General features: G+C 63.5%; 14 protein-coding genes and 1 pseudogene. 13 read left to right on the top strand and 2 right to left on the bottom strand.

All coding sequences use genetic code 11. The features are described 5' to 3' along the window. From ABY403_RS05185 to ABY403_RS05175, 3 genes are all read left to right on the top strand, one after another. Nucleotides 1–158 (top strand): metallopeptidase family protein (locus ABY403_RS05185; RefSeq protein ID WP_372839596.1); only part of this gene is annotated, 158 nt, incomplete at its 5' end. A gap of 69 nt (nucleotides 159–227) precedes the next feature. Continuing rightward, a complete protein-coding gene (locus ABY403_RS05180) occupies nucleotides 228–1148 on the top strand; it encodes an MBL fold metallo-hydrolase (protein ID WP_372839593.1) in 921 nt (306 codons plus the stop codon). A 107-nt stretch (nucleotides 1149–1255) separates the two neighbouring features. Continuing rightward, a complete protein-coding gene (locus ABY403_RS05175) occupies nucleotides 1256–2203 on the top strand; it encodes a 1-phosphofructokinase family hexose kinase (protein WP_372839592.1) in 948 nt (315 codons plus the stop codon). Between the two features lie 37 nt (nucleotides 2204–2240). On the opposite strand, the gene ABY403_RS05170 is transcribed toward ABY403_RS05175, so the two are convergent. After that, on the bottom strand, nucleotides 2241–2720 hold the full coding sequence (locus tag ABY403_RS05170; RefSeq protein WP_372839591.1) for a hypothetical protein: 480 nt from the start codon (nucleotides 2718–2720) through the stop codon (nucleotides 2241–2243). A gap of 169 nt (nucleotides 2721–2889) precedes the next feature. Beyond that, entirely contained in the window at nucleotides 2890–4548 is a 1659-nt protein-coding gene (locus tag ABY403_RS05165) for an NAD+ synthase (protein ID WP_372839589.1), read from the bottom strand. A 192-nt stretch (nucleotides 4549–4740) separates the two neighbouring features. Here ABY403_RS05165 and ABY403_RS05160 point away from each other — a divergent pair, with 192 nt between their 5' ends. The 10 genes and pseudogenes from ABY403_RS05160 to ABY403_RS05115 all read left to right on the top strand — a co-directional run. Beyond that, nucleotides 4741–6204, top strand: a complete 1464-nt coding sequence (locus tag ABY403_RS05160; protein ID WP_372839595.1) for a 2-isopropylmalate synthase — start codon at nucleotides 4741–4743, stop codon at nucleotides 6202–6204. 276 nt (nucleotides 6205–6480) lie between these two features. Further along, the gene (locus ABY403_RS05155) at nucleotides 6481–7149 is read left to right on the top strand and encodes a TetR/AcrR family transcriptional regulator (protein ID WP_372839588.1); all 669 of its coding nucleotides are present in this window, start codon (nucleotides 6481–6483) and stop codon (nucleotides 7147–7149) included. Then, nucleotides 7146–8096 carry an HlyD family secretion protein gene (locus tag ABY403_RS05150; protein ID WP_372839587.1) on the top strand — a complete coding sequence of 317 codons (951 nt, stop codon included), beginning with the start codon at nucleotides 7146–7148 and terminating at the stop codon, nucleotides 8094–8096. Before ABY403_RS05155 ends, ABY403_RS05150 begins: the two co-directional genes overlap by 4 nt. Next, nucleotides 8093–9058 carry an ABC transporter ATP-binding protein gene (locus ABY403_RS05145; RefSeq protein ID WP_372839585.1) on the top strand — a complete coding sequence of 322 codons (966 nt, stop codon included), beginning with the start codon at nucleotides 8093–8095 and terminating at the stop codon, nucleotides 9056–9058. Before ABY403_RS05150 ends, ABY403_RS05145 begins: the two co-directional genes overlap by 4 nt. Beyond that, nucleotides 9055–10188, top strand: coding sequence for an ABC transporter permease (locus tag ABY403_RS05140; protein WP_372839584.1), 1134 nt, complete (start codon nucleotides 9055–9057; stop codon nucleotides 10186–10188). Before ABY403_RS05145 ends, ABY403_RS05140 begins: the two co-directional genes overlap by 4 nt. A 271-nt stretch (nucleotides 10189–10459) precedes the next feature. Further along, on the top strand, nucleotides 10460–12022 hold the full coding sequence (locus ABY403_RS05135; protein ID WP_372839582.1) for a 2-isopropylmalate synthase: 1563 nt from the start codon (nucleotides 10460–10462) through the stop codon (nucleotides 12020–12022). 151 nt (nucleotides 12023–12173) lie between these two features. Beyond that, entirely contained in the window at nucleotides 12174–13208 is a 1035-nt protein-coding gene (locus ABY403_RS05130) for a rod shape-determining protein (protein ID WP_372839580.1), read from the top strand. 64 nt (nucleotides 13209–13272) lie between these two features. Continuing rightward, on the top strand, nucleotides 13273–14208 hold the full coding sequence (mreC, locus tag ABY403_RS05125) for a rod shape-determining protein MreC (protein ID WP_372839578.1): 936 nt from the start codon (nucleotides 13273–13275) through the stop codon (nucleotides 14206–14208). Beyond that, nucleotides 14201–14740, top strand: coding sequence for a rod shape-determining protein MreD (locus ABY403_RS05120; protein WP_372839577.1), 540 nt, complete (start codon nucleotides 14201–14203; stop codon nucleotides 14738–14740). The genes mreC and ABY403_RS05120 overlap by 8 nt, the downstream gene beginning before the upstream one ends. Further along, nucleotides 14737–15585: pseudogene (locus tag ABY403_RS05115) on the top strand (penicillin-binding protein 2); the annotation flags it as partial. The gene ABY403_RS05120 and the pseudogene ABY403_RS05115, both read left to right, overlap by 4 nt.

Raw genomic sequence — 15585 nt, 5'->3', positions numbered from 1 at the left:
TGATCTGGCTTTTCCGCCGCCCGATTCTTGATGAGTGGATCGCGCGCGGCGATGTGGCCTTGGGCACCTTGGTTGCGCATGTGATGGTGCATGAAATGGCGCACCACTTTGGCTGGTCGGATGATGACATTGCGGTGATAGACCGCTGGTGGGAATAGTCCGGGCTTTGGCGCGGGCCGTTCTCGTGGCACTCTGGTCGGACTTTTTACAACCCAAAGGAGTCCACCATGCACGCACCTATTACCCGCCGAAGCGCGCTTCTGGCCGCCGCATCATTGCCATTCGCGGCTGCCCTGCCCCGCACCGCGCGCGCAAGCGCGCCGATGCAGGGCTTAGCAATTGCGCCTTTCCACCGCGTCGCCGTTGGCGATTTCGAGGTGACAACGCTGCTTTCGGGCACCCGCATCGTGGAAGACCCGCATACTATTTTTGGCACCAACGCCTCTGACGCCGATTTCGCCGCCGCCGCCACCGCAGCCTTCATTCCGGCGGACAAGACGCGATTCTACTTCACCCCGGTTCTGGTCAACGCCGGGGCAGAGTTGGTGCTGTTCGACACCGGCAATTCCTCTTCCGAAATCGTCGCCGCGCTGGCGGCGGCGGGCGTTACCCCGGATCAGGTTGATACCGTGGTCATCACCCACATGCACGGCGACCATATCGGCGGCTTGATGGAGGGTGAAACTGCCACCTTCGCCAATGCCCGCTATGTAACCGGCAGCGTCGAGCACAATTTCTGGTCTGCGGCGGGCAATGCGGGCTTCGACGCCAAGGTGCGCCCACTGAACGAGCGCATGAGCTTTATCGAACCCGGCACCAGCCCCGTGCCCGGTATCACCGCGCTCGACGCACCAGGCCACACCCCCGGCCACATGGCCTATATGCTTGAAAGCAGCGGGCAAAACATGGTGCTGATTGCCGATGCGGCAAACCACTACGTCTGGTCGCTTGAACAACCCGACTGGGAGGTGCGCTTTGACGCCGACAAGGCGCAGGCCGCCGCCACAAGGCGCAACCTTCTGGGCATGATCGCGGCCGATAGGTTGCCTTTTGCCGGCTATCACATGCCGTTCCCCGCAGTCGGCTACCTAGAAGCCAAGGGCGCGGGCTGGCGCTATGTTCCGGCATCTTACCAACTGTCACTTTAAAAAAACTCGCTGCGGCGAAAGCGTCGCAGCGAAACCTTTGTTAGCGCAACCACTGGAATTACGCGCGCGAAGGTGGCAGTGTATGCCCGCATCAGACGAGGCTACCGATGAACCCGATCCTGACCGTGACGCTGAACCCGACGGTTGATTATTCGACAACGACCGACGCGGTAGAGCCCGACCGCAAGCTGCGCTCTACCAGCCCCGACACCGACCCCGGTGGCGGTGGCATCAACGTCAGTCGCGCCATCACCATTCTGGGCGGCCATTCTACCGCCTTCGTAGCAGTGGGCGGGCCGATGGGTGACAAGCTCGTGCATCTTCTGACCGACGCTGGCATCGGCCTTGCCCCGTTTCCGGCACCGGGCGAAACCCGGCTAAGCTTTTCGGTGCATGAAAAGGCCAGCGGGCATCAGTTTCGGTTTGTGACGCCCGGGCCAGACTGGCCGCTGAAATCGGTGAATGCAGCCTTGGCGCGGATCTCGCGCGCCGCACCGCGCGGTGGTTTGGTGGTGCTGTCGGGCAGCCAACCGCCGGGTGTGCCAGCCGATTTCCCCGCGCGTCTTGCAGCGCGTATACGGCGCACCGGGGCGCGGCTGGTGCTAGATACCTCGGGCAAGCCGCTGCACCATCTGCTCAAGGCGGCTACGGCCCCGGTCTATCTGCTGCGGATGGACGGCGAAGAAGCCGAAGAACTGGCAGGCCGCACCCTGCCCAGCCGCAAGGACAGCGCCGATTTTGCGCAGCAACTGGTAGAACAGCGGTTGGCGGAAATGGTGATCGTGGCGCGCGGTGCCGATGGCTCGGTGCTGGCCACGTCCGAGGGGCGATGGCATGCCGCCGCAGCCAAGGTCGAGGTGGTTTCCAAGACCGGAGCGGGCGACAGTTTCGTTGGTGCCTTCGTGCTGGCGCTAAGCCGGGGTGAGCCGCCAGAGCGCGCGCTGCAAAAAGGCGCGGCGGCGGCAAGCTCGGCTGTTACAACGGCGGCGACGCAACTCTGCCGCGCCGCCGAAGTGCGGCACCTGACGCCGCTTTGCACACTCAGTAGGGTCTAGTGGTCCGGCGGCGTTACCGCCGCCGGGGTCCAGCCTTTCAGGCGCGCGCTGCGCGGCGGAACACCAGCGCCGCGAACAAGCCGAACAGGGTTTTCGAAACGAAGCTTGCACCGTAAGGCACGATCGTGACGAAGGCCGGGTTAACAATCGGCAGGATCACAAAGAAGTTCATGCTCCAGACGCAGACCAGAATACCCAGAATCATCGCAAATTCGGCCCAGCTTCCGGCCAAGCGGGGGAATACGCGGGCAACAAAATACGCCGCAGCAATACCCAAACCAATAGCCAAGACCATATGAATTACCAGCCCAAGCGCCACTGAATAAGAGGCGTTCGCCAGCGAAGGAAACACGGTTTCCGTAATTCCACGCGCCACATCGGCGCTGCCGGAACCTACGAGTCCACGATAAATTGCAATCCACGCTATTTCGGCGGCACCCCCCGCGAGGCCCGCCCAAAGCCCGGCCGACAGCAAGGAACGCTGGCTCGGTGCGCTTTGGGTCATGATCTGCTGCATCTCTCGTCTCCTTGATTTACGATCGACCGTTAAATGACGGTCAAACCTGCTACCTCTGCAGAATCGGAGCCTGCGCGCCGGTTCTGCGGCCGCACCTCAGCACTGCAGAAGAACGGTGCCCTTTGCACTGATACAAGTCAATTCTGCGATGCATAACGGTTATGCGTTTTCAGCTTTGGTCGCGCCACCGGTTCACTATTGGATAGCGGCGATCAAGCCAAAAGGCGCGGGTCGATAACCGCGGGCCGGGGGCGGATTGAAAGCGCTTCCATTCCGATATGTAGAGCAGATGCTCCACCCGCTTCACCGTGGCGCGGTCAAACCCTGCCGCCACCACCTCGGCCACAGACTGGTCGCCTTCGACCAGCCGCTCGAGGATTGCATCGAGCACCTCGTAGGGGGGCAGACTGTCCTGATCCTTCTGGTCGGCGCGCAGCTCTGCGGTAGGCGGCTTGTCGATCACCCCGGGCGGAATAACCTCGCCCGCGGGGCCAGCCATCCAGTCGCGGTGGTTCGCGTTCCGCCAGCGGCAGGTTTCAAAAACCCTTGTTTTATAAAGGTCTTTCAGCGGGTTATAGCCCCCCGCCATATCGCCATAGATGGTGCAGTAGCCCACCGCTACCTCGGATTTGTTGCCCGTGGTCAACAGCATTTCGCCATGCTTGTTGGATATCCCCATCAACATCAGCGCGCGCAGCCGGGATTGGATGTTTTCTTCGGTGACATCGGGCGCGGTGCCCGCCATCACGCCCGAAAGCGCCTGCGCTACCGCCGCACGAGCACCTTCGATCGGCACTGTATCAAGGCGGCACCCGAGGCGGTGGGCGACATCTGCGGCATCGTCAAGCGAGGCTTGCGAGGTGAACTCGGAAGGCAGCATGACGCAGCGCACATTTTCCGGGCCCAAAGCATCGGCAGCAATGGTTGCGACCAGCGCCGAGTCAACGCCCCCCGAAAGCCCAAGCAGCACTTTGGAAAACCCTGATTTTCCAAGGTAGTCCTTCAAGCCCAGCACCATCGCGCGATAGTCCTGTTCCCAAGTATCGGGCTGCGGGGCAAGCGACCCTTGCAGCACGCGCCAGCCGTCCGGCCCGCGCGCAAGATCGACATGCTCGATCACCTCGTCGAAGGGCGGAAGTTGCAGCGCCAGTTCCCCACCGGGATTCAGCGCAAAGCTCGCACCGTCGAACAGTTGATCGTCCTGCCCGCCGACTGCATTGAGGTAGATCAGCGGCAACCCGGTTTCGACCACCCGCGCCACCGTCACCTGCATACGCAAGTCAAGTTTGCCGCGCCGATAGGGCGACCCGTTCGGCACCAGCAGCACCTCGGCACCGGTTTCGGCCAGCGCCTCGGGCACGTCCTCATGCCATGCATCCTCGCAAACCGGGGTGCCGATCCGCAGCGGGCCGATTCGGTAAGGGCCTGAAATCGGGCCCTGATCGAACAGCCGCACTTCGTCAAAAACATCGTCGTTGGGCCGATGATGCTTGAGCATCCGCGCCACGACCTTGCCGCCCTGTAGCACCCACCATGCGTTATAAAGGCCGCTGTCGTCGGCATAGGGCCCACCGATGCCCAGCGCCGGGCCATCTGCACAGGCCGCCGCCAACTGCTCCATCGCCGCCATCGCTTCGGCCACAAAGGCGGGTTTCAGCACCAGATCCTGCGTCTGATAGCCAGTCAGGAACATTTCGGGCAGCGCCACCATATCGGCCCCCGCCTCGCGCGCGGATTTCCACGCCTGCTCGGCCTTGGCGGCATTGGCGGCAAAAGCGCCCACTGTCGGGTTCAGTTGCGCGATGGTCAGGCGAAAACGGTCGGTCAAGGCAGGCTCCACTAGGCGTCCCCCCCGGTTTAGCAGAACGAGGCGCAAGCGAAAGTGCGCGCGTGCACCCTGCCCGCGCGCCCCCCGCCCTGCCCGCGGCTTGTCAGCGCCGGATCAGCGGCTTAGGTTTGCACGCAGATATCGCGCGCAAGCGTGGGCGGGGTCGCGAACGGGGGTTGGCAGATGGCGGGCATGCTTCGGGCGGGGTTCGGGCTGGCGTTGGTGCTGGCGCTGACGTCGGGTTCTGCGCTGGCGCAGCAGGTAACGACCAAGCAATACGAGGACGGCGGTTTCTACGAAGGCAGCTTCAAGGATGGCCGCCAGCACGGCTTTGGCACCTATCGCACCACCGACGGCTACGAATACGTCGGCAACTGGGTCGATGGTGTGATCGAGGGCGAAGGTCGCGCGCGCTTTCCCAATGGCTCGGTTTATGAAGGCAGCTTTGTCGCGGGCCAGCCGCAGGGCAAGGGCCGCATCGTCTTTGCAGACGGTGCCAGTTACGATGGCGACTGGGTCGCGGGCGAGATGACCGGCGAGGGCATCGCAGTCTATGCCAACGGCACCCGCTACACGGGCGGTTTCGTGAACGCCGTGCACAACGGCAAGGGCGAGATGCAGGGTGCCGATGGCTACATCTATTCCGGCGATTGGGTAATGGGCGTCAAGGAAGGCAACGGTCGCATCACCTATGCCGATGGCTCGACCTACGAAGGCCAGATGCTGGGCGGCCAGCGCGAAGGGCTGGGCAAACTGACCACGCCCGATGGCATGATCTATGACGGAAGCTGGCTTGCCGGAAAAATGAGCGGTGCCGGGCGGCTGGAGCAACCCGGAGGCGATGTCTTTGAAGGCACCTTCCTCGATGGCAAACGGCACGGCATGGGCACCGTCACCTACGCCAACGGCGACATCTACGAAGGCGGTTTTGTCGAAGATCGCCGCGACGGGCAGGGCAGCTTTCGCGGTGCCGATGGCTATATTTACGATGGCACTTGGGTCGCTGGCCGGATCGAGGGCGAAGGTCGCGTGGTCTACCCCGATGGCACGATCTACGAGGGCGGCTTTGTTGCCGATCAGCCCGATGGCCAAGGACGCATCACCTACCCCGATGGCTCCAGCTACGAAGGCGGATGGGCGGGTGGCTTGATCGAGGGCCGGGGCGTGGCAAGCTATGCCAATGGCATGGTCTACGAAGGCGATTTTCTGGCCGGCCGCAACCACGGCCAAGGCCGCATGAGCTATCCCGACGGCTATGTCTATGAAGGCGCGTGGGAAGATGGCTTGCGGCACGGCCAAGGGCGTGCCGTTTATGCAGACGGCTCGATCTACGAGGGCAATTTCGTGCAAGGGCTGCGCGAAGGCAAAGGCGTGCTGACCACACCCGCAGGCTATCGCTACGACGGCGAATGGCGGGCGGGCGAGGCCGAAGGGCAAGGCGTTGCCAGTTACCCCACCGGCGATGTCTACGAGGGTGGCTTTGTCGCCGGCAAGCGCCAAGGTCGCGGTGTAATGGTTTATGCCAGCGGTGGGGTAATCGACGCAGAATGGCGTCAGGATCTGCCGCTAGAGGCCGCCCCCGACGTTCCAGCCTCGGCGCCTGCTGCAACCGAGCCTGAAACGGACGAACCCGCAGAGCCAGCCCCGGCAAACTAAGCCAAGGGCGGCCAACGCGCCGGTGCCTGCGCTCTGGCGCGGCACCAGACGCCCCCCCAAGCAGCGTGCCAACGCGGCCTTATTGCCCATAGGCACCTGCGGCAAAGCTGCCACAGAGGCAAAAGCCGCACGTGCGCGCAAGGCTTTGCCTTCTCATGTTTTTCTTCATGCTCGCCAGGTGCCACAGCAGCACTTCCACTATGTTCACCCAGCCGAAAATATCGCGCCGCCATGCCTGGTATTGCAACTAACTGACCAGTCAGTTAGTAATATCGCATGAACAGCACCACTCCCACCCCGCCCGGCACCGCCGCCGGCCCCAAGTTCCGCCGCCGCGCCGAAGCGCGCCCCGACGAGGTGCTCGACGCCGCCTTGGCGCTGTTTGTGGCAAAGGGTTACACCCACACCACAGTCGATCAGATCGCCCGCCGCGCCGGTATTTCCAAAGGCGCGGTCTATCTTTACTTCCCTTCGAAGAAGGCTCTTCTCGAAGGTCTGGTGCGCCGCGCGATCAGCCCCGTAGCGGTCTTTGCACAAGGCGTCGTCGGTGCCGAGCAGGGCGACCCAAGGCCACTGATTGCCCGATTTCTGCGGCTGGTGGCAAAGGCGCTTAGCGATCCACACACGCTTTCGGTGCCCAAACTGGTGATCCGCGAGGCTATTGCCGCGCCCGAAATTGCAAAACTTTACCATGACGAGGTGCTGGCCAATGCGATCCCGGCGCTGCAGCGGTTGATCGCGGCAGGCGTGGCTGGCGGCTACATCCGCCCGATTGACCCCGAAATGGCGGTGCGATGCGTGATCGGGCCGCTGGTTGCGCATGTGATGCTTTCAGAGGTGTTCGGCGTCACCCCGGCCGACGGGCTGGCGATCGAGCGACTGGTAGAAACGCATCTGGCCATACTCTTGGCCGGACTTGACCCTGAAACGGAGACGCCAAAATGAGCGCCATGCCAGGCTTTCTCGTCGGCTTGATCGCCGTTATCTGGCCGGGGTTCGGGGCCGAACCCGAAGCCGGCTATTCCGGCTATATCGAGGCCGATTACATTTATGTGTCGGCCACCGGTGCCGGACGACTGAGCGAGATCACCGCGATTGAAGGTATGTCAGTTGTGGCGGGGCAACCGCTGTTCCGGCTGGAAGACAGCACGCAGGCGGCGGCGCTGGCAGCAGCCGAGGCGCAGGTGGCGGCAGCGGAGGCCAACCTCGACAACCTGCAAACCGGCGCGCGCCCCGAAGAAATCGAGGTGCTTCGCGCTGCACTGGCACAGGCAGAATCGCAGCAGAAACTGGCGCAAAGCACGCTTGATCGATCCGAGCAGCTCAGTGTCAGCGGCACCGCCACGGTGGCGCAACTCGATTCGCAGCGCGCCGCACTGGCCACCGCCACGGCGCAGGTTGCGCAAGCGCGCGCGCAGCTTGCGGTTGCAGAACTGCCGGCCCGCGCGGCGCAGCGCAGCGCCGCCGAGGCCGCGCTGCATGCCGCCGAGGCCGAAGCCGAACGCGCCCGCACCGCGCTATCCGAACGGCAGGTAGCGGCCCCCGCCGCTGGCCGCGTGGAAAAGCTTTTTTTCGACCCCGGCGAAGTCGCGGGCGCAGGCACCCCGGTGCTGTCGATCCTGCGCGAAGGCCCGATGACGGTATTGTTCTTCGTGCCCGAGTCCGACCGCCCGAAACTTGCACCCGGCGCGCGCTTTCGGCTTTCGTGCGATACCTGCGCACCGGGGCTGACCGCCACCCTCACCCGCCTTGCCGCCGACCCGCAGTTCACCCCGCCAATCATCTATTCGCGCGAACAGCGCACGCGGCTTGTCTACCGCGCCGAGGCAAAGATTGAAGCAGAGGCCGGGCTGTTGCCGGGCCAGCCGGTCAGCCTTGTGTTCTGGCCATGAGCGACGATTTCGCAATCTCGGTGCGCGGCATCACCAAGCGCTTTGGCGCGCGCACCGTGGTGGACAATTTCGACATGGATGTGCCGCGCGGTTCGATCTACGGCTTCCTCGGCCCGAACGGCTCGGGCAAGACCACCACGATCCGCATCATGTGCGGCCTGCTTACCGCCGATGGCGGCGACGGCACCTGCCTTGGCTACGATATTCGCACCCAATCCGGGCAGATCAAGGAAAACGTCGGCTACATGACGCAGCGCTTTTCGCTGTATGAAGACCTGACCATCCGCGAAAACCTCGACTTCGTGGCCCGCATGTATCGCATGAAGGGGCGGCGAGCCGCGGTAAACCACGCGCTTGACGACCTTGGCCTTGCCGACCGTGCCGGGCAACTGGCGGGCACCCTTTCGGGCGGCTGGAAGCAGCGCCTCGCACTGGCAGCCTGCATGTTGCATAAGCCTGCCTTGCTTCTGCTTGATGAGCCGACCGCAGGCGTTGACCCCAAAGCGCGCCGCGATTTCTGGGATGAGATCCGGCGGCTTTCAGCGGCAGGCGTGACGGTTCTGGTTTCCACCCATTACATGGATGAGGCGGTGCAGTGCGACTACATCGCCTATATCGCCTATGGCAAAAAGCTGATCGCCGGGCCGTCGCACGAAATACCGGCGATGATCGGATTGCACACATGGCGCGTGCAAGGCCCCGATATCAGCGCGCTCGAGACCGAGCTGCGCGCCACCCCCGGCGTCGGGCAGGTGGCGCGTTTCGGCGCGGTGCTGCATGTTTCCGGCACCGATACGGCGGCGCTCGATGCCGTGGCAAAGGCCGGCATGGCGCGCGGCCTGCACCGATGGCAAAAAAAGGACGCCGAGCTGGAAGAGGCGTTCATCTATCTGATGGCCTCGGCCTCTGACAATTTCAGCCGCGACGACGCGCCCGCGGTCAAGGCAGGGGCTGCGGCATGATCGGGTTTTCGCTTGGCCGCTTCTGGGCAGTGCTTGCCAAAGAGTTCGTGCAGATGCGGCGCGACCGGCTGACCTTTGGAATGATGGTAGGGATTCCGATATTGCAACTGCTGTTGTTCGGCTTTGCGATCAACACCGATCCGCACCATCTGCCAACACTGGTCGAAATTGCCGATGACGGGCCCATTACGCGCGCCGTTCTGGCTGGCATGGAAACCTCGGAGTATTTCCAGTTCATCGGCCGGGTTGACGGTATCGAGGCGGGCGAACGCGCGCTGCGCGATGGCACCGCCAATTTCGTGGTCGTCGTGCCGCAGGGATTCGAACGTGATGTCGTGCGCGGGCGCAGCCCCGAAATCCTCGTCTCCGCCGACGCATCGGACCCGGTGGCAGTGGGCAGCGCGATGAGCGCGCTGTCAGGCATACTCGAACGCGCCATCGAGCAAACGCTAACCGGGCCGCTGGCCACGGCCTCAGCCAGCCCGGCTGCGTTTTCGTTAACGCTGCACCGCCAGTTCAACCCCGAACAACTGAGTTCGGTGAATACCGTTCCGGGCCTTCTGGCGGTGATTCTGGCGATGACCATGGTGCTGATCACCGCCGTGGCAATCGTGCGAGAAACCGAACGTGGCACTATGGAATCGCTGATCGCCACGCCGGTGCGCCCGTTCGAGGTGATGTTGGGCAAGATCCTGCCATATGTCTTTGTGGGCTATGTGCAGACCGCAGTGTTCCTGATTTCCGCCGACCTTTTGTTCGACGTGCCGTTTTTGGGGTCGCACTGGGCGTTCTTTCTGGGCTTCAACCTCTACATCGTCGTCAATCTGGCGCTGGGTTTCCTGATCTCGACGCTGGTGCGCACCCAGATGCAGGCGATGCAGGCCAGCTTTTTCACGATTCTGCCTACGATCTTGCTGTCAGGGTTCATGTTCCCCTTCGCGGGTATGCCCGGCTGGGCGCAAGCCCTCGGCACCGCGATTCCGGCCACGCATTATCTGCGTATCGTGCGCAAAGTGATGCTGAAAGGCGCGACAATGGCCGACATTACGGGCGACATGGCGGCGATTGGGGTGATCCTTGCGGTGATCGTGCTGCTCGCAATGCTGCGCTATCGCCAAACGCTCGATTAACCGGGGCGGCGGGCCCGGCCTAGCAGATGCCGCCCTTGGTATTTCGATTTTGGCTTTTCTTTTCGCGCACTCGCCGTATAGTCCGGCCCCATGAACCGCACGCGGCACCCCATTGCCCCCTGCCCCGCACCGCATGACGCCTCGTCCTGCGCGCTGCCCCTTATTGGCCTGCTTCTTCTTGGTCGCGTCTGAGCGTGCCTTTGGGTGCGACCGCTCGGACAGGCCAGCACCCGAAACAGCCAAACCCTTCTGACAAATCCGAGATGACATCATGACCTCCGACCGCGTTCTGATTTTTGACACCACTCTGCGCGACGGCGAACAATCGCCCGGCGCCACAATGAGCCAATCCGAAAAGCTCGAGATCGCGCTGCTGCTTGATGAAATGGGCGTCGATATCATCGAGGCCGGTTTCCCGATTGCCTCCGAAGGCGATTTCGAAGCTGTCAGCGCCATTGCCAAGGTCGCGAAATCTGCCGTGATTTGCGGCCTCGCACGCGCCAACGCAAAAGATATCGACCGCTGCTGGGATGCGGTGCGCCATTCGCCGCGCCCGCGGATTCACACCTTTATCGGCACCTCGCCCCTGCACCGCGAAATCACCAAGCTGGGGCAAGAGGCGATGCTGGCGGTGATCCATGACACGGTGACCCACGCGCGCAACCTTTGCGACAACGTGCAATGGTCCGCGATGGACGCGATCCGCACCGAGCGTGACTATCTCTGCCAAGTGGTCGAAACCGCGATCAAGGCCGGGGCCAGCACGATCAACATTCCCGATACAGTGGGCTATACGCTGCCTGAGGAAAGCGGCGCGATCATCCGCATGTTGCTGGAACGGGTGCCGGGTGCGGACTCGGTAATATTCGCCACGCATTGCCACAACGACCTTGGCATGGCGACCGCGAACTCGCTAGCGGCGGTAAGCGCTGGGGCGCGCCAGATCGAGTGCACGATCAACGGTTTGGGCGAACGCGCGGGCAATACCGCGTTGGAAGAGGTGGTGATGGCGCTGAAAGTGCGGCGCGACCTGATGCCCTACAGCACCGGCATCGACACCACCAAGATCATGAACCTCTCGCGCCGCGTTTCGCAGGTTTCGGGCTTTCCGGTGCAGTTCAACAAGGCGGTGGTGGGCAAGAACGCCTTTCTGCACGAAAGCGGCATTCACCAAGACGGCGTGCTGAAAAACGTCGAGACGTTTGAGATCATGCGCCCCGCCGACATCGGCATTACCGAAACCAACATCGCCATGGGCAAACACTCGGGCCGTGCGGCGCTGCGCTCCAAGCTCGCCGATCTGGGCTTTGATCTGGCCGACAACCAGCTGGGCGATGTGTTCGTGCGCTTCAAGGCATTGGCTGATCGCAAGAAAGAGGTCTATGACGACGACCTGATTGCCCTGATGTCCGATACCGCCGCCAACACAGACAGCGACTATCTTCAGGTGAAATGGCTGCGGGTGATCTGCGGCTCTGAAGGCCAGTCGGCGGAACTCAAGCTGTTGGTCGATGGCGTCGAGCATAGCGCAGACACCTCGGGCGACGGGCCGGTGGATGCGGCCTTCCGCGCGGTGGATACGATCTACCCGCACAAGGCGCGCCTTCAGGTCTATCAGGTGCACGCCGTAACCGAAGGCACCGATGCGCAGGCCACCGTTTCGGTGCGCATGGAAGAAGACGGGCGCATCGTCACCGGATCGGCCGCCGACACCGACACGATCCTTGCCAGCGTCAAGGCCTATGTCGGCGCGCTGAACCGGCTGCGGGTGCGCCGCGCCAAGACCGCGCCCGACGCAGATCGCAAGACGGTGTTCATGAGCACGCCCTCGTGATCGCTTGCCCGGCGGTAAACCGCCGGGCATCCCCCTGCCCTTGCGTCCTTTTCCCTTCCGCCTCAGCGCCCGGCGTTTTATATGGGGTTCCAACCAAGGCTCGCGCTTCCGAGTCGGGGGCAGATGGGTTTTGGGAAACGGGATATTCGAGATGGCAGGGTTTGGTCTGTTTTCGTCTGACATGGCGATTGACCTCGGCACCGCGAACACGCTCATCTACGTGAAGGGCAAGGGCATCGTGTTGAACGAGCCTTCGGTGGTCGCGTATCATGTGAAGGACGGCAAGAAGGTGGTGCTCGCCGTAGGCGAAGACGCCAAGCTGATGCTTGGCCGCACCCCCGGCAGCATCGAGGCCGTGCGCCCGATGCGCGACGGCGTGATCGCCGATTTCGACAGCGCCGAAGAAATGATCAAGCATTTCATCCGCAAGGTCGCCAAGCGCACGACCTTTTCGAAGCCAAAAATCATCTGCTGCGTGCCGCATGGGGCCACCCCGGTGGAAAAACGCGCGATCCGCCAGTCGGTGCTGTCGGCAGGCGCGCGGCGCGCGGGGCTTCTGGCTGAACCGATTGCAGCCGCCATCGGTGCGGGCATGCCGATCACCGACCCGACCGGCAGCATGGTTGTCGATATCGGCGGCGGCACCACCGAGGTTGCGGTGCTGAGCCTTGGCGACATCGTCTATGCCCGCTCGGTGCGGGTGGGCGGCGACCGGATGGACGAGGCGATCATCAACTACCTGCGCCGCCAGCAAAACCTGCTGGTGGGCGAATCCACCGCCGAGCGGATCAAACTCGCCATCGGCAACGCCCGTATGCCTGACGACGGGCGCGGCATCGGTATGCTGGTGCGCGGGCGCGACCTCTTGAACGGTGTGCCCAAGGAAATCGAGATCAATCAGGCGCATATCGCCGAGGCGCTTGCCGAACCTGTGCAGCAGATTTGCGAGGCGGTGATGACCGCGCTCGAAGCGACCCCCCCCGATCTTGCCGCCGACATCGTGGACCGCGGCGTAATGCTGACCGGGGGCGGCGCCCTTCTGGGCGATCTGGATCTGGCGCTGCGCGAGCAGACGGGGCTTTCCATCTCGATCGCCGAGGCACCGCTCAACTGCGTTGCGCTTGGCACCGGCAAGGCACTCGAGTTTGAAAAACAGCTCCGCCATGTGATCGACTACGACAGCTGAGCGCGCGGTCTGCGCCGCGCGCACCACGCGCCCGCTCGCGGGCTGCACCTAAAACGAGGACAGCTTGGCAAGAGACCGCGACGACATCGACTTTGCCCGGCCCGTGCGGCGCATTCTCGTGGCGCTCATGGCGATCGTGCTGGCGCTGACCTTTCTGGTCTGGCGCATTGACAGCCCGCGGGTGGAACGATTCCGCGCCGCCTTCATCGACCGCTTCGTGCCAACCTTCGATTGGGCCATGGTGCCGGTGACCAAGGTGCTTGGCATGGTCGAGGGCTTTCAATCCTACGCCCGCGTCTACGAACAGAATCAGGAACTGCGGCGCGAGTTGCAGCAGATGAAGGCGTGGAAAGAAGCGGCGGTGCAGCTGGAACAGCAAAACGCCAAGCTTCTGGCGCAAAATGCGGTGCGGCTTGACCCCAAGCTGACTTCGGTTTCCGGCGTGGTGCTGGCCGATAGCGGCTCTCCGTTCCGCAAATCCGTGCTGCTCAATGTCGGCCTGCGCGACGGCGTGGTGGATGGCTGGGCCACGATGGACGGGCTCGGGCTGGTCGGCCGCATTTCGGGCGTGGGGCAGACCACCGCGCGCGTCGTGCTCTTGACCGATGCGTCAAGCCGGGTGCCCGTGAAGATCGAACCCTCGGGTCAGCGCGCGCTGCTTTCGGGCGACAACTCGGCTTTGCCGCTGATCGAGTTTCTGGAAAGCCCCGAACAGGTGCGCCCCGGCGATCGCGTGGTGAGCGCCGGCGATGGCGGGGTATTTCCGGCGGGTATTCTGGTTGGCCAACTGGCGCAGGGCAGCGACCAACGTCTGCGCGTGCTTTTGGCCGCCGATTATGAACGGCTCGACTTTCTGCGCGTGCTGCGCGGCCACCCGATCGAGCAATTGCAGGATGTGGGCGCACTGATCCCGCCGCCGCCCGAGGCGAGCACCGAAGAAGATAGCGAGGCTCCGCAAAGCACCCCGAGCGCATTGCAAAGGCCCAGTGGCGATGGTTGACCCGATCTCCCGCCAGCTGTGGCTGCACCGCGCGCTGTATCTTGCGATCGCAATGGTCGTGCTGTTTTTGCGGTTGCTGCCGCTTTCAAGCGGCGCGTCGGGCTGGCCAGGACCAGACATCACGCTAGCACTGACGCTGGCGTGGCTGCTGCGGCGGCCCGAGTTTGTGCCTGCGGTGCTGGTGGTTGCCGTGATGCTGATCGAGGATCTGATGTTCCAACGCCCGCCCGGCCTATGGGCGCTGATCGTGCTGGGGGGAACCGAGTTCCTGCGCGCCCGCGAGGTCAGCCTACGCGACCTGTCGTTCATGCTCGAATGGATTACAGTGGGCGTTCTGCTGCTGGTGATGGTGCTTGCCGACCGTCTGGTGCTGTCGCTGCTGATGGTGCCGCAACCCCCACTTGGGCTGACGCTGCTGTATTATCTGGCCACGCTGGCCGCCTATCCGCTGGTGGTGATTGCCTCTTACGCCGCCTTCGGATTGCGCCGCGCCGCCCCGGGCGAGGTTGACGCCTTCGGGAGGCGGCTATGAGACGCACCCCCCGCGACGCCGCCGAAAGCACGCGCCGCATCAGTCGGCGCGGCGTGTTGCTGGGCGCAATTCAGGCAGGTGCGGTGGCGGTGCTGACGCTGCGGATGCGCAGCATGCAGCTGGCCCACGCCGATGAATACCGGCTTCTGTCAGAGGGCAACTCGATCAAGATCCGCCTGATCCCGCCCGCCCGCGGGCTGATCCACGATCGCAACGGCTATCTGCTGGCGGGCAACGAATCGAATTATCGCGTCACCATTACGCGCGAGGATGCGGGCGACTTGACCAGCGTATTCGCGCAACTGCGCCGCCTGATCGCCATCTCTGACGCCGATGCCGAAACCATGCTGGCCGATATCCGCCGCCGCAGCCCGCTAACCCCCTTCACCATCGCCGACCGGCTGAGTTGGGAGGAGTTCTCGCGCATCGCCGTCAACGCCCCCGCCCTGCCCGGCGTAACCCCCGAGGTGGGCCTTTCGCGGTTTTATCCGCGGCGCGGCGATTTTGCACATTCACTGGGCTATGTCGGCCCAGTTTCCGATTACGACCTTGGGCGCATCGAAGACCCCGATCCGCTCTTGCGGATACCGCGCTTCCAGATCGGCAAGATCGGCATCGAGACCAAGATGGAGCAGGCATTGCGCGGCCGCGCGGGCACCCGCCGGGTCGAGGTAAACTCGGCTGGGCGCGAAATGCGCGAGCTCTCGCGTCAGGAAGGCGTGCCGGGCGATACGCTGCAACTGACTCTGGACTATCGGTTGCAGAACTACGTGCAAACACGGCTGGGCACCGAAAGCGCCTCGGCTGTGGTCATGGATGTGACCAATGGCGATATCCTCGCCATG

The sequence above is a fragment of the Phaeovulum sp. genome (assembly GCF_041596715.1).
Taxonomy (GTDB): Bacteria; Pseudomonadota; Alphaproteobacteria; order Rhodobacterales; family Rhodobacteraceae; genus UBA6213.
Note: the sequence above shows the minus strand (reverse complement) of the source record. Positions and strands in the feature narration are given on the sequence as shown.

What these genes read in the sequence shown, in the direction of transcription:
- ABY403_RS05140 (WP_372839584.1), top strand. Translation starts at nt 9,055, where the DNA reads ATGATCGGGTTTTCGCTTGGCCGCTTCTGGGCAGTGCTTGCCAAAGAG.
- ABY403_RS05180 (WP_372839593.1), top strand. Translation starts at nt 228, where the DNA reads ATGCACGCACCTATTACCCGCCGAAGCGCGCTTCTGGCCGCCGCATCA.
- ABY403_RS05120 (WP_372839577.1), top strand. Translation starts at nt 14,201, where the DNA reads ATGGTTGACCCGATCTCCCGCCAGCTGTGGCTGCACCGCGCGCTGTAT.
- ABY403_RS05130 (WP_372839580.1), top strand. Translation starts at nt 12,174, where the DNA reads ATGGCAGGGTTTGGTCTGTTTTCGTCTGACATGGCGATTGACCTCGGC.
- ABY403_RS05150 (WP_372839587.1), top strand. Translation starts at nt 7,146, where the DNA reads ATGAGCGCCATGCCAGGCTTTCTCGTCGGCTTGATCGCCGTTATCTGG.
- ABY403_RS05160 (WP_372839595.1), top strand. Translation starts at nt 4,741, where the DNA reads ATGCTTCGGGCGGGGTTCGGGCTGGCGTTGGTGCTGGCGCTGACGTCG.
- ABY403_RS05170 (WP_372839591.1), bottom strand. Translation starts at nt 2,720, where the DNA reads ATGCAGCAGATCATGACCCAAAGCGCACCGAGCCAGCGTTCCTTGCTG.
- ABY403_RS05175 (WP_372839592.1), top strand. Translation starts at nt 1,256, where the DNA reads ATGAACCCGATCCTGACCGTGACGCTGAACCCGACGGTTGATTATTCG.
- ABY403_RS05155 (WP_372839588.1), top strand. Translation starts at nt 6,481, where the DNA reads ATGAACAGCACCACTCCCACCCCGCCCGGCACCGCCGCCGGCCCCAAG.
- ABY403_RS05145 (WP_372839585.1), top strand. Translation starts at nt 8,093, where the DNA reads ATGAGCGACGATTTCGCAATCTCGGTGCGCGGCATCACCAAGCGCTTT.
- ABY403_RS05135 (WP_372839582.1), top strand. Translation starts at nt 10,460, where the DNA reads ATGACCTCCGACCGCGTTCTGATTTTTGACACCACTCTGCGCGACGGC.